This is a genomic window from Leisingera sp. ANG49, assembly GCF_059694505.1.
The window spans coordinates 210,757-223,891 of the sequence record NZ_JCATZN010000005.1 but is presented as its reverse complement, the minus strand read 5'-3'; the positions used below and the strand labels follow the sequence as shown (position 1 = coordinate 223,891).

General features: G+C 66.2%; 13 protein-coding genes. 9 read left to right on the top strand and 4 right to left on the bottom strand.

Going from position 1 to position 13,135, the window contains the following annotated elements; translation table 11 throughout:
• The first annotated feature begins 515 nt into the window (after window positions 1-515).
• The 7 genes from mraZ to mraY are packed head-to-tail and all read left to right on the top strand — an operon-like array spanning window position 516 to window position 8,164.
• Window positions 516-1,019 (top strand): division/cell wall cluster transcriptional repressor MraZ, encoded by a 504-nt coding sequence (gene mraZ / locus AC58NV_RS17910; RefSeq protein ID WP_497228328.1) that lies wholly within the window; start codon window positions 516-518, stop codon window positions 1,017-1,019.
• 3 nt (window positions 1,020-1,022) lie between these two features.
• The gene (gene rsmH, locus AC58NV_RS17905) at window positions 1,023-2,015 is read left to right on the top strand and encodes a 16S rRNA (cytosine(1402)-N(4))-methyltransferase RsmH (protein ID WP_497228327.1); all 993 of its coding nucleotides are present in this window, start codon (window positions 1,023-1,025) and stop codon (window positions 2,013-2,015) included.
• On the top strand, window positions 2,012-2,377 hold the full coding sequence (gene ftsL, locus AC58NV_RS17900; protein WP_497228326.1) for a cell division protein FtsL: 366 nt from the start codon (window positions 2,012-2,014) through the stop codon (window positions 2,375-2,377). The genes rsmH and ftsL overlap by 4 nt, the downstream gene beginning before the upstream one ends.
• Entirely contained in the window at window positions 2,374-4,158 is a 1,785-nt protein-coding gene (locus AC58NV_RS17895; protein ID WP_497228325.1) for a peptidoglycan D,D-transpeptidase FtsI family protein, read from the top strand. The genes ftsL and AC58NV_RS17895 overlap by 4 nt, the downstream gene beginning before the upstream one ends.
• A gap of 17 nt (window positions 4,159-4,175) precedes the next feature.
• A complete protein-coding gene (locus AC58NV_RS17890; RefSeq protein WP_497228324.1) occupies window positions 4,176-5,663 on the top strand; it encodes a UDP-N-acetylmuramoyl-L-alanyl-D-glutamate--2,6-diaminopimelate ligase in 1,488 nt (495 codons plus the stop codon).
• Window positions 5,660-7,060 (top strand): UDP-N-acetylmuramoyl-tripeptide--D-alanyl-D-alanine ligase, encoded by a 1,401-nt coding sequence (locus AC58NV_RS17885; RefSeq protein ID WP_497228323.1) that lies wholly within the window; start codon window positions 5,660-5,662, stop codon window positions 7,058-7,060. Before AC58NV_RS17890 ends, AC58NV_RS17885 begins: the two co-directional genes overlap by 4 nt.
• A 21-nt stretch (window positions 7,061-7,081) precedes the next feature.
• The gene (gene mraY / locus AC58NV_RS17880; protein ID WP_222505476.1) at window positions 7,082-8,164 is read left to right on the top strand and encodes a phospho-N-acetylmuramoyl-pentapeptide-transferase; all 1,083 of its coding nucleotides are present in this window, start codon (window positions 7,082-7,084) and stop codon (window positions 8,162-8,164) included.
• 325 nt (window positions 8,165-8,489) lie between these two features.
• On the opposite strand, the gene AC58NV_RS17875 is transcribed toward mraY, so the two are convergent.
• A complete protein-coding gene (locus AC58NV_RS17875; protein WP_497228322.1) occupies window positions 8,490-9,404 on the bottom strand; it encodes a glutaminase in 915 nt (304 codons plus the stop codon).
• Between the two features lie 129 nt (window positions 9,405-9,533).
• Between AC58NV_RS17875 and murD the strand changes: the two genes are divergently transcribed.
• Window positions 9,534-10,934: a UDP-N-acetylmuramoyl-L-alanine--D-glutamate ligase gene (gene murD, locus AC58NV_RS17870; RefSeq protein ID WP_497228321.1), complete on the top strand. Its 1,401-nt coding sequence runs from the start codon at window positions 9,534-9,536 to the stop codon at window positions 10,932-10,934.
• Between the two features lie 7 nt (window positions 10,935-10,941).
• Here the strand turns inward: murD and AC58NV_RS17865 are convergent, their stop codons facing one another.
• Window positions 10,942-11,106: a hypothetical protein gene (locus tag AC58NV_RS17865; RefSeq protein ID WP_497228320.1), complete on the bottom strand. Its 165-nt coding sequence runs from the start codon at window positions 11,104-11,106 to the stop codon at window positions 10,942-10,944.
• A 92-nt stretch (window positions 11,107-11,198) separates the two neighbouring features.
• Between AC58NV_RS17865 and AC58NV_RS17860 the strand changes: the two genes are divergently transcribed.
• Window positions 11,199-12,095: a LysR substrate-binding domain-containing protein gene (locus AC58NV_RS17860; protein ID WP_497228319.1), complete on the top strand. Its 897-nt coding sequence runs from the start codon at window positions 11,199-11,201 to the stop codon at window positions 12,093-12,095.
• 237 nt (window positions 12,096-12,332) lie between these two features.
• On the opposite strand, the gene AC58NV_RS17855 is transcribed toward AC58NV_RS17860, so the two are convergent.
• The gene (locus tag AC58NV_RS17855; RefSeq protein ID WP_497228318.1) at window positions 12,333-12,782 is read right to left on the bottom strand and encodes a MarR family winged helix-turn-helix transcriptional regulator; all 450 of its coding nucleotides are present in this window, start codon (window positions 12,780-12,782) and stop codon (window positions 12,333-12,335) included.
• 5 nt (window positions 12,783-12,787) lie between these two features.
• The gene (locus AC58NV_RS17850; RefSeq protein ID WP_497228317.1) at window positions 12,788-13,081 is read right to left on the bottom strand and encodes a putative quinol monooxygenase; all 294 of its coding nucleotides are present in this window, start codon (window positions 13,079-13,081) and stop codon (window positions 12,788-12,790) included.
• Window positions 13,082-13,135: the final 54 nt, after the last annotated feature.

Genomic DNA, 13,135 nt, shown 5'->3' with positions numbered 1-13,135 from the left:
GTGTGCGAACGTAAGGGGAACTTTTTAGAATCCTGGCATCGGGCAGGCGGAATCGCGGGAAACTATGGGAAAAAATTTGCGGCTGCAACTCACCTCTATATCTGGTGTTTGCGCAGGGATTGCTCACAACAAGTTCCGAATCTCACCCTGAATTGACCGCGAATCTGGCTCGAATCTGCGGATTCCCTGTCAAGGCTTCGGCGGTTTCCCGCAAAAAACAGTTGCGGGGCCATCAATTCCCATAGTATCCCTAGTTCATCAGATGAGACGAGGGGCGGGGCGCCAAACGACCCCAGAGCCAAAAACAAAACAAGCAGGTTTCATACAGGCCTTCGCTTTCATCGAACAAGAGATCCGGCGCGCGGGCGAGCAGACATCCCCCCAGGTGGCGCGTGCAGTCGGACATCCCGCAAAGCGGGCCAAGGCGGCGGGTTGATCAGTGGCAGCAGATCAACCCGCCCCTTTTCATTCTGGGGGACGGATTAACGCGAGGGACGCGCGAAAAGGACGGGAAATTGGGCCGCAGGTTCAGAGGTGAAAGCCACCACAAGGTGGATACAAAGGGGCGGGTGTCAATTCCTGCCTCCTTTCGCCGTGTGCTGGAGGCCGCCGACCCCAACTGGCAGCCCGGCCAGAACCCCGAACTGGTGATCGTCTACGGCGACCAGCGCCGCAACTTCCTGGAATGCTATACTATAGAGGCGATCGAGGAGGTCGACGCCAAGATCGACCAGCTCCCGCGCGGCTCGATGCAGCGCAAGATGCTGCAGCGCATGTTCCACGGCCAGTCGTTCCCGACCAACGTGGACGAAACCGGCCGCCTGGTGCTGCCCGCCAAGCTGCGCCAGAAGATCGATCTTGAGGCAGAGGCCTTCTTCATCGCTGCGGGCGACACCTTCCAGATCTGGAAGCCGGAAACCTACGAGCAGGAAGAACTGGCCCAGGCCGAAGAATGGATGGAAGACCTGCCCGAAGGCTTCGATCCGATGGAATTCCTAGACGGCGCCGGGGGCGCTTAAGACATGACCCAGGACCAAACAGCTGCCAATGGTCCCCACATCCCGGTTCTCCTCCGCCCGCTGCTTGCGGCCGTGGCCCCGGTCTCGGGCCGCTGGCTTGACGGCACCTTTGGCGCCGGCGGCTATACCCGCGGCCTCTTGGAGGCCGGCGCGGAGCAGGTGATCGGCGTTGACCGCGACCCGCTGGCCTTCGAACTGGCAAAAACGTGGGCAGGGGACTACGGTGACCGCCTGATCCTGCAGCCCGGCGTCTTTTCCCGCATGGATGAATATGCCCAGGACCTCGACGGCGTGGTGCTGGACCTTGGCGTCTCCTCGATGCAGCTGGACCTGGCCGAACGCGGCTTCTCCTTCATGAAGGACGGCCCGCTGGATATGCGGATGTCCCAGTCCGGCCCCTCTGCCGCCGACCTGATTGCCGAACTCACCGAGGCGCAGATCGCTGACATCCTGTTCCACTACGGCGAGGAACGCGCCAGCCGCCGCATTGCCAAGGCGATTGTCCGGGAACGCGCGATCGAGCCGATCACCACAACCCTGCGCCTTGCGGGCATCATCGAGAGCTGCCTGCCGCGCCCCAAGCCCGGCCAGTCGCACCCGGCGACCCGCAGCTTCCAGGGTCTGCGCATCGCGGTGAACGCCGAATATGACGAGCTGTTCGAGGGCCTGCTGGCCGCCGAACGGGCGCTGAAGCCCGGCGGCCTGCTGGCCGTCGTGACCTTCCACTCGGTCGAGGACCGCATGGTCAAGCGTTTCTTCCAGCACCGCGCGGGCAAGACCGGCCGCGCCAACCGCTACGCGCCGGAGCAGGCTGAGACACCCTCGCAGTTCGAACTGGTCACTCGCAAGGCCGTCGGCCCGGACGATCAGGAACTGGCCGAAAACCCGCGCTCCCGCTCCGCCCGCCTGCGGGTCGGGCGCCGGACGGAGGCCGAACCCGGGCCGATCTCGGCCAAGGAACTTGGAATGCCGCAGCTGAAAAAGGCGCGTAAATGAAGACTTTGCTGTATGCCGCTACCTGCCTGGCCGTCTTCGGCCTCGCCTTCTGGGCCTACCGCGAAAACTACGCCACCCAGCAGGTGCTGAAAGACACCCGCGCGCTGCAGCGCGAAATCGGCGCCGCCCAGGTGCGCCTCAGCGTGCTGCGCGCCGAATGGGCCTACCTCAACCGCCCGCAGCGCCTGCGCGATCTGGCTGACATCAACTTTGACAGCCTCGGCCTCTTGCCGCTGCGCCCGGATCAGTTCGGCCGCGTGGATGAGGTCTCCTACCCGGCGCCGCCGGAGCTGGAGATCACCAACGAGATCGAGGTCTCCGGCCTCAACGCCGGCCAAAACTCAGACGGGAGCCAGCCATGATCCGCACGCCGCTCCGCCCGCTGGCCCGCATCCTGCACGCCCGCGCAAGCGGCGAAAACCCGGATGTGATCGAAGAGGAAAACATCAGCCTGCGCCATCAGGAGATGCAGGTGCAGGCCCGCCAGCGCGCCGAGGGGCGGCTTCTGGTGCTGGGCCTGTTTTTCGTCTGCGCCTTCGGGGCGATCATCGCCCGCATGGGCATGACCGCGGTGTCTGAACCGGCGGAACCCGTGGCCAGCGTTCCCGGTGCCGCCATCGCCGCGCAGCGCGCCGACATCGTCGACCGCAACGGCAGCCTGCTGGCCACCAATTTCGAGACCCATTCGCTCTATGCCCAGCCGCCGCAGATGATCGACCCCATTGGTGCCGCGGAAAAGCTGGTGGAGATCTTCCCCGACCTCGACCGCGAGCGCCTGATCAAGGACTTCACCGGCAAGCGCAAGTTCCTGTGGGTAAAGAAGAAAATAAGCCCGGAGCAACTTCAGGCGGTGCATGACATCGGCGATCCCGGCCTTTTGTTCGGCCCCCGCGAAATGCGGCTTTACCCGAACGGCAGCCTGGCCGCCCATGTGCTGGGCGGCGCCGGTTTCGGCAAGGAAGGTGTGAACGCGGCAGAGGTGATCGGCGTTGCCGGTGTCGAACGCCAGTTCGACGACTACCTGCGCGATCCCGCCAACGCGGGCAAGCCGCTGCAGCTGTCGCTGGACCTCACCGTGCAGGCAGCGGCGGAGCAGGTGCTCTATGGCGGCATGAAGCTGATGAACGCCAAAGGCGCAACCTCGATCCTGATGGACGTCCACACCGGCGAGGTGATCTCGGTGGTCTCCTTCCCGGACTTCGACCCCAACGACCGGCCGCGCCCGCCCACTTCCGGCTTTGACCCCTCCGACAGCCCGCTGTTCAACCGCGCGGTGCAGGGCGTGTATGAGCTCGGCTCCACCTTCAAGATCTTCACCGCCGCCCAGGCGATGGACCTCGGCCTGGTCAACGCCGACACCGTGATCGACACCCGCGGCCCGCTGCGCTGGGGCCGCTTTGCGATCCGCGATTTCCGCAACTACGGCAACGAGATGTCGGTGACCAAGATCATCGTCAAATCCTCCAACATCGGCACCGCGCGGCTGGCGCAGCAGATCGGGGTGGAGCGGCAGAAAAGCTTTCTCGAAACGATGGGCATGCTGGAGCCGACCCCGTTCGAAATTTCTGAGGCTGCCGGCGGCAAACCCCTTCTGCCCGCCAACTGGTCGGAGCTGTCGGCGATGACCATTTCCTACGGCCACGGCATTTCCACCACACCGATGCATCTGGCGGCGGGCTATGCCGCGGTGGCCAATGGCGGCCGTTACGTGGCGCCGACGATTCTGAAGCAGAACTCCCCGCGGCTCGGCGAGCGGGTGATGAGCGAGGTCTCCGCCGCCGCCGCGCGCAAGATGTTGCGCAAGGTGGTCAGCGAAGGCACCGCCTCTTTTGCCGAGGTGGAGGGCTATCAGGTGGGCGGCAAGACCGGCACCGCCGACAAGCCCAAGCCTCGCGGCGGCTATTACGATGACAAGGTGATTGCCACTTTTGCCTCGATTTTCCCGGCACATGACCCGAAATACGTGCTGATCGTGACGCTGGACGAACCCTCCATCATCGCCCACGGCGAGGAGCGCCGCACCGCAGGCTGGACCGCCACCCCTGTGGCCGCCGAAATGATCGGCCGTGTCGCGCCGCTGCTGGGCCTGCGTCCGCAAGTTGAACCCGCAGAGGTGACTGGTATAACCCTCACCTCGAACTGACACAGGTGAGGGCCGCCATGAGCAGCAGCAGACCAGACCAGCCTCTGAGCCAATTGGGGCTCACTGCCCGCGGCGGCGCCGACCCGCAGATTTCCGGACTGGCGGTGGACAGCCGCGAAGTGCGCGAAGGGTTCCTGTTTGCCGCCCTGCCGGGCAGCCAGGTGCATGGCGCCAAGTTCATCCCGGGCGCGCTGGAGAAAGGCGCGACTGCCATCCTGACAGACGCCGCCGGGGCAGAGATTGCCGCCACGGTACTGGGCGAAAGCCACGCCGCCCTGGTGGTGGTCGAGGACCCGCGCCAGACGCTGGCCTATGCCGCCGCCCTGTGGTTCGGCGGCCAGCCGCAGACCGTGGTGGCGGTGACCGGCACCAATGGCAAAACATCCGTTGCCACCTTTGTGCGCCAGATCTGGTCTGAGCTGGGCCATCAGGCCGTCAACATGGGCACCACCGGCATCGAGGGCGCCTGGAGCTATCCGCTGGCCCATACCACGCCGGAGCCGATCACCCTGCACCGCGCGCTGGCAGAGGCCGCCGCGGCAGGCGTCACCCATGCGGCGATGGAGGCCTCCTCGCACGGGCTCGACCAGCGGCGTCTGGACGGCGTGCAGCTGGCCGCTGCCGGCTTCACCAACTTCACCCAGGACCATCTGGACTATCACGAGACATTCGACGCCTATTTCGCTGCCAAGGCAGGCCTGTTCCGCCGGGTGCTGCCGGAGGAGGGCGTCTCGGTCATCAATATGAACGACCCCCGCGGCGCCGAGATGCGCGCGGTGGCCGCTGCCCGCGGGCAGGAGGTGATCAGCGTCGGCCGCGGCCTGGGCGATCTGAACCTGATGGGCATGCGCTATGACGGCACCGGGCAGGACGTGCGGTTCTCCTGGCATGACAAACCCTATCAGGTGCGGCTGAACCTCATCGGCGGTTTCCAGGCGGAAAACGTGCTCTTGGCCTGCGGGCTGGTTATTGCCGGCGGCGAGGACCCGGAGCGGGTGTTCGAAACCCTGCCGCATCTGACCACCGTGCGCGGCCGGATGCAGCTGGCGGCGGAGCGCGAGAACGGCTCGGCCGTGTTTGTCGACTACGCCCACACGCCCGATGCGGTGGCCAGCGCCATCAAGGCGCTGCGCCCGCATGTGCTGGGCCGGCTGATTGCCATCGTCGGCGCCGGCGGCGACCGCGACACCACCAAGCGGCCGCTGATGGGGCAGGCGGCGCATCAGAACGCCGATGTGGTGATCGTCACCGACGACAACCCCCGCAGCGAGGATCCGGCCATCATCCGTGCCGCAGTGAAGGGCGGCGCGCCGGATTGTATCGAGATCGGCGACCGCGCCGAGGCGATCCTGCGCGGTGCTGACATGCTGCAGGCGGGTGATGCGCTGATTGTCTGCGGCAAGGGCCATGAGACAGGTCAGACCGTGGGCGACACGGTGCTGCCGTTTGACGATGTGGAGCAGGCCAGCATTGCCGTGGCCGCGCTCGACGGGAGGATCGCATGAGCCTTTGGACCGCATCTGAGGCCGCCGCCGCCACCGGCGGCAAGGCGCAGGGGGACTGGTCGGTGACCGGCCTGTCGATCGACACCCGCACCATTGGGCCCGGCGACATGTTCGTGGCCTTGAAGGCCGCCCGCGACGGCCATGACTTCGTGGCCCAGGCGCTGGAGAAGGGCGCAGGCGCGGCGCTGATCTCCCGCATTCCTGAGGGGGTTTCTGCGGATGCGCCGCTCTTGATTGTCGAGGACGTGCAGGCGGGGCTGGAGGCCCTGGGCCGGGCGTCGCGGGCGCGGACGCAGGCTAGGGTCGTTGCGGTCACCGGCTCGGTCGGCAAGACATCGACCAAGGAAATGCTGGCGCGGATGCTGTCCGACCAGGGCCGCACCCATGCGGCGGTCGCCAGCTACAACAACCACTGGGGCGTGCCTCTGACGCTGGCGCGGATGCCGCGCGACACCGAATACGCAGTGATCGAGATCGGTATGAACCACCCCGGGGAAATCGCGCCGCTGGCAAAACAGGCCCGCCCGCATGTGGCGATGGTGACCACCGTCGCGGCGGTGCACCTGGAGGCGTTTGAAAACGTCGAGGGTATCGCGGCTGAGAAGGCCGCGATCATGGAAGGGCTGGAGCCCGGCGGCGTGGCGGTGCTGAACGCCGATATCGCAGAAGCGCATGTGCTGCGCGATGTGGCCGCGGATCTGGGCGCAAGCGCCCGCTGGTTCGGCGAGAGCGCTGCGGACTATACCCTGCACTCCGCCGGGATCGAGGGCGAGGAGACCGTTGCCCGCGCCACCGCCAATGGCCGCGCGGTGGAGCTGCATATTCAATCGCTTGGCGCTCATTTCGCGATGAATGCGCTGGGTGCGCTGGCCTGTGTCGAAGCGCTGGGGGCTGATCCGGCAAAAGCCGTCGAAAGCCTCGCCCTGTGGTCGCCGGTCAAGGGCCGCGGCGTGCGCGAGACGGTTCGGCTGCAAAGCGGTGACATCACCCTGCTGGACGACAGCTACAACGCCAACCCGACCTCGATGGCGGCGGCGCTGGCGGTGCTGGCGGCGACACCGGGGCAGGGGCGCCGGATCGCCTATGTCGGCGACATGAAAGAACTGGGGCCGCAGGAGGTGCAGCTGCACGCCGGGCTGGCGGATCTGGACGCGGTGCAGGGTATCGACCGGATCCACTGCATCGGCCCGCTGATGCAGGCGCTGCACGACGCCCTGCCGGAGGGGAAACGCGGCGGCTGGTACCAGACCAGCGCCGAGGCGGTGCCCGGTCTGGCGGGCGAAATCCACGGCAGCGACATCGTGCTGGCCAAGGGCTCGCTCAGCATGGCGCTGGCCAAGATCGTTGACGGCATCCGCGAAATGGGTCACTCCACCCCCACACAAGAAAACGCATAAGAGAACGAGGGAAGGGCTCAGATGCTCTATTGGCTGACCGCTTTGTCGGACGGGGGGGATGTTTTCAATCTCTTCCGCTACATCACATTCCGCGCAGGCGGCGCCTTCATGACTGCGCTGATCTTCGGCTTCCTGTTCGGCAAGCCGCTGATCAACGTGCTGCGCAAGCGCCAGGGCAAAGGCCAGCCGATCCGCGATGACGGGCCGGAGGGGCATTTTTCCAAGGCGGGCACCCCCACCATGGGCGGCCTGCTGGTGGTGGGCGCGCTGCTGACCGCAACCCTGATGTGGGCGCGCTGGGACAATCCGTTTGTCTGGCTGGTGCTGTTCGTGACCATGGCCTACGGGCTCATTGGCTTTGCCGATGATTACGCCAAGGTCTCCAAGCAGAACACCAAGGGCGTGCCCGGCAAGGTGCGGCTGGCGCTGGGGATCCTGATTGCGGTGATTGCAGCGCTCTGGGCCGCGGCCTATCATCCGGCGCCCCTGCAGAACCAGCTGGCGCTGCCGGTGTTCAAGGACACGCTGATCAACCTCGGGATCTTCTATGTGCCGTTCTCGATCTGCGTTCTGGTCGGCGCCGCCAATGCGGTGAACCTGACCGACGGGCTGGATGGCCTCGCGATCATGCCGGTGATGATTGCCGCGGGCACCCTGGGCGTCATTGCCTATGCAGTGGGCCGCGTCGACTTCACCGAATACCTGGACGTGCATTACGTGCCCGGCACCGGCGAGATCCTTATCTTCTGCGCGGCGCTGTTCGGCGCAGGGCTGGGCTTTCTGTGGTACAACGCGCCGCCGGCGGCGGTGTTCATGGGCGACACCGGCTCGCTCGCCCTGGGCGGCGCGCTGGGCGCCATCGCCATTGCCACCAAGCACGAGCTGGTGCTGGCCATCGTCGGCGGCCTGTTCGTGGTTGAGGCGCTGTCGGTGATCATTCAGGTGCTCTACTTCAAGCGTACCGGCCGCCGGGTGTTCCTGATGGCGCCGATCCATCACCACTATGAGAAGAAGGGCTGGGCCGAGCCGCAGATCGTGATCCGCTTCTGGATCATCTCGCTGATCCTGGCGATGATCGGGCTGGCGACGCTGAAAGTGCGGTAGAGCACGCCGTTTGGCTGCCGCGCCGTATCTTCGGCGGGGCAGTTTGAAATCTCTTTTTCATGGAACCGTCCGGGGCTGCTGCGTCGGGCGGTTTGTGTTTGGGGAAGGCGGCGCCGCCGGAGGGGCGGAGCATCGGACAGCCCTTGCCAAGGGGCTGTGCCCGTCTATCGGCCTTTCGCGGGCCCGCCCTGCACCCAATGAGGAGGTGGTCTGAGGGGGCCGGTCTCCTGGTCTTGTCGTTGCAAAGGTTCGAACGTAGCGCAGGCGAGTGAAGATCCGGTGAGGGCAGCGTACGCAGGGTACGCAACACCCGTACGCGCGGCCTTCAGAACACCGACCAGTCCATCTCGCGGGCCAGCAGCTCCATCGCTTCGGTGCCCAGTTTGGAGTTGCCGTTGTGGTCCAGCCCCGGCGACCAGACCGCAATGCTGGCCTTGCCCGGCACGATGGCCAGGATGCCGCCGCCGACCCCGCTCTTGGCGGGCAGGCCGACGCGGTAGGCGAACTCGCCCGAGCCGTCGTAATGGCCGCAAGTCAGCATCAGCGCATTCAGCCGCCGCACCCTGCCTTGCGACACCAGCGCCGGCTTGGCGCCGCCGCCGATCAGGAAGCGCCCGGCCTTGGCCAGCTGCACCGTGGTCAGTTCGGTGGCGCACTGGTGAAAATAGGTGCCCAGCGTTTTCTCCGGCGTGTTCTTCAGGTTGCCGAAGGAGGCCAGGAAATTGGCAAGGGCAAAGTTGCGGTGCCCGTGGCGCGTTTCCGAGCCGGCCACTGCCTTGTTGATGTGGATGTCCTCGTCCTCCGCCGCGGCGCGGATGAAGGCCAGGATTTCCGCCAGCGCCTCCTTCGGGGCGCGGCCGGCCAGCAGCTCATCGGTGGTGACGATGGCGCCTGCGTTGACGAAGGGGTTACGGGGGCGGCCGCGTTCATGCTCCAGCTGGACGATGGAGTTGAAGGCGGTGCCCGAGGGCTCGCGCCCGACACGGCTCCACAGCTGGTCGCCCGCGCGGCCAAGCGCGATGGCGAGGGTGAACACCTTGGTGATGCTTTGCGCAGAGAACCGGGTCAGCGCATCGCCCGCGTGGAACAGGCCGCCATCGGCAGTGGCCACCGCGATGGCGAACTGATCCGGGTCGACCTGGCCCAGTTCGGGTATGTAGCTGGCGACCGCGCCGCGGTCGGCGCGGCTCTGCATCTCAGCACTGATCCGGTCGAGCAAAACCTGCATATCCGCTGCCACGGGCGATCCTTCCTGATTGATTTGCGCGGAAACTCGGGCATGGGCCGGGGCTTGTCAATCTGACGGCTCTGGCAAAGGCCGGCGGGATCGGATAGCGGTTCTGGCAACGGACATTTGGGAGGGCAGGTGATGATCCCGGTCAAAGGTTATGAAGGCGCCAAGGTGGCTGTGCTGGGGCTGGGGCGCTCGGGTCTGGCAACCGCACGGGCCCTGCGCGCAGGCGGTGCGGAGCCGCTGTGCTGGGACGACAACCCGGCAGCACGCGAGGCGGCCGAGGCGGAGGGCTTCGCCTGCCGCGATCTGCATAAAACCGGCGCCTTTGACGATGTGGCGGCGCTGATCACCTCGCCCGGCATTCCGCATCTCTATCCCAAGCCGAACCCGGTGATCCGCGCCGCAATCGAGGCCGGGGTGCCGGTGGACAATGACATCGGCCTGTTCTTCCGCTCCTTTGCCGATGCCGAGTGGCAGATGCATGACCAGCCGCCGCGGGTGGTGGTGGTGACCGGCTCCAACGGCAAATCGACCACGGTGGCACTGCTGCATCACATCCTGCAGGAAGCCGGACGCGAGAGCCAGCTGGCGGGCAATATCGGCCGCGGTGTGCTGGACATTGATCCGCCCGGCGAGGGCGGCGTGGTGGTGCTGGAGCTGTCCAGCTACCAGACCGAACTGGCCCGCGCGCTGACGCCGGATGTGGCGGTGTTCACCAACCTCAGCCCCGACCACCTGGACCGGCACGGCGGCATGGGCGGCTATTTCGCCGCCAAGCGGCGCCTGTTTGCCGAGGGCGGGCCCGACCGGGCTGTCATCGGCATTGATGAGGACGAGGGGCTGTTCCTGGCGGGCCAGCTGTCGGAGGGCGCCAGCGACGACCGGGTGATCCGCATTTCCGCGGCGCAAAAGCTGACCGGGCCGGGCTGGCAGGTCTTTGCCCGCAAGGGGTTCCTGAGCGAATACCGCAAGGGGCGGCAGGCGGCCTCCATCGACCTGCGGGAGATGATGGGCCTGCCGGGCGCGCATAATCATCAGAACGCCTGCGCGGCTTATGCGGCGGCGCGCACCCTGGGGCTGGCGCCGCGGCTGATCGGCGAGGCGATGGCAACCTTCCCGGGCCTGCCGCACCGCAGCCAGACCATCGCCGAGGCGGGCGGGGTGCGCTATGTGAATGACAGCAAGGCGACCAACCTGGACAGCGCGGTGAAGGCGCTGAGCGCGTTCAGGAACATCCGCTGGATCTGCGGCGGGCTGGAAAAGGACGGCGGGCTGGACGCGCTGAAGGGGCAGACCGGCAATGTGGTTAAGGCCTATGTGATCGGCCGCGAGGCGGCGGGTTTTGCGCTGCAGCTGGACGTGGAAGCCGAGGTCTGCACCACCATGGCTGCCGCAGTGGAGCGTGCCGTGGCCGAGGCGCAGGAGGGCGACACCGTTCTGCTGGCGCCGGCCGCCGCGAGCTTTGACCAGTACGACAACTTCGAGCAGCGCGGCGATGATTTCGTGGCCGAAGTTACAAAGCGGCTGAATACCTAGCCCTGGCTCAAAGCCCGATGTCGCGCAGCAGGTGCTCGGGCAGGTGGCTCAGCTGCCTGCGGGCCAGCTGCTGCCCGGCGGCTTGGCTGGCCCGGTCGCCCTTGTGCCGGTGCGAGGCAAAAATTCCATTGATGACGTGCCAGAGGTTCATCTGCGAAAGCATTTCAGCCATGGGGGCGATCCTTGTTCTGTGTGAGCAAGATGTGGGCGCTTGCCGCGCCAATGACCAATTGAATCTCAGCGGCTCTGGTATAAGCTGTGTTGATGGATCGTTCTGTAAATCCCCTGCCGCCGCTGCCGGCGGTGCGCGTCTTTGAGGCAGCGGCCCGGCTGGGCAGTTTCAGCCGCGCGGCGGAGGAGCTTGCGATGACGCAGGCGGCGGTCAGCTACCAGATCAAGCTGCTGGAGGACCGGGCGGGCCAGCCCCTGTTCAACAGGCTGCCGCGCGGGGTGGCGCCGACCGCGGCCGGCAAGGCATTCCAGCGCCATGCCAGCGAGGCGCTGGATATGCTGCGCCGGGGCTGGGCGGAGGTGCGCGGCAGCAGCGGCGAGGAGCTGGTGATCAGCACCATCACCAGCTTTGCCGCCTTCATCCTGGCGCCCCGGCTGGGGCTGTTCCAGGTGGCGCATCCCGGCATCACCACCCGGGTCGATGTCAACCCGCGGGTTGCGGACCTGCTGGCGGGGGAGGCCAGCGTGGCGATCCGGGCCGGCCGGGGGAGCTGGCCGGGACTGGCGGCGGACCTGCTGATCCGCGGCAGCTACACGCCGCTGCTGACGCCGGCGCTGATGGAGGCCTATGGCCCCTTTGAGGAACCTGCCGACCTGCTGCGGGTGCCGCTGGTGGACGCCGGCGATCCGGCCTGGGCCCTGTGGTTCCGCGCGGCCGGGGTGGAGCCGCCGAAACAGGCGGAGCAGCACAGCCTTGGCACCCAGATGCTGGAGGTGCAGGCGGCGCTGGCGGGCCAGGGCGCCTGTCTGCTGACACCGGCCTATGCCCGCGGCCTGATTGCCAGCGGGGCGCTGGTGCAGCCGTTCGATCTGGTGACGGAGGATGATATCTCTGTCTGGCTGGTCTACCCGGAATCGCGCCGCGACGCGCCGGCAATTGCCGCCTTCCGCAGCTGGCTGCTGGCGGAAGTGGCGGAACTGGCGGGGTAAGGTCTGGCAGGTGAGGGTGAAGGGCTTCAGGCTCACCCAAGCGGAACTTCCGCCTCTGACCCGCCTTCACCTGGCCTTGGCCTGCCAGGGCTGCCGCGCGCGCCCAAGCGAAATAGCGGTATCCGCCTGCGGCGGAGCCTCCGCGATTTCCCTTGGCCCCGCCCGTCCTCCCCGGCCGTCTGTGCCCAAGCGAATGCGGCTCCGAAGCGGAAAATCCCCAGGCAGCAGGCTGGAGGCTCAATCCCCGGTGTCGGGCGGGCGGGCCATTTCCTCCGACAGAATCCTGAAATAGCCGGGGAGGGCATCTTGCAGCTGCTGCCGCCCTGCCGCTGTCAGCGCGGCTTCTTTGGATCTCTTGTCGGTCTGGCTGGCCGCAAGGCTGATCAGCTCGTCCTGCTGCAGGGATTGCAGGGTGCGTGTCATGACTGGTTTTGACACATCAATGCGGCTGGCTATCTCATTCGGCGTCAGCGACTGGCGGTCCGGTTCCCGGTCAATAACGATCAGTACCAGAAAGCGCAGCTGCGACAGGCCATGCGAGGCAAAATAGGCATCGAGCCTGCGGATCAGCAGGCTGGCACGGCGCATCATCAAGAGCGCGCTGGTGATATGTGCAGGATCGGTGCCGTAGGTTTCGGCGTAAGCGCCGACCATCTGCTGCGATGGCAGTTCCTTGAGGAAGAACATAAGGGTCAGGCCAGGGCGGTCATCTTGTGGATTTCCACCGGCATTGCCAGCCAGTCTTCGTATTTGGCGAATACCGGGGTGATGTAATCCGCTGCGTAATGCGCTGCCAGGGCATCGTCGCTGGCCCATTCTTCGTCCAGGTAAAAACAAGTGCCGTCGCGGCCTTCGAGCAAGCAGAACTTCAGGCAGCCGGTTTCAGCGCGGGTCGGCTCCAGAACATCCAGCAGGCTTTGGCGGACATCCTGCATGTGTTCGGGTTTCGGGGTGATCCTGGCAACAAGTTGAAAGGGGCTGGTCATAATAGGCTCCGCTTATGTTATCATGATAACTAAATGGGCGGTCTCGCGTCCAAA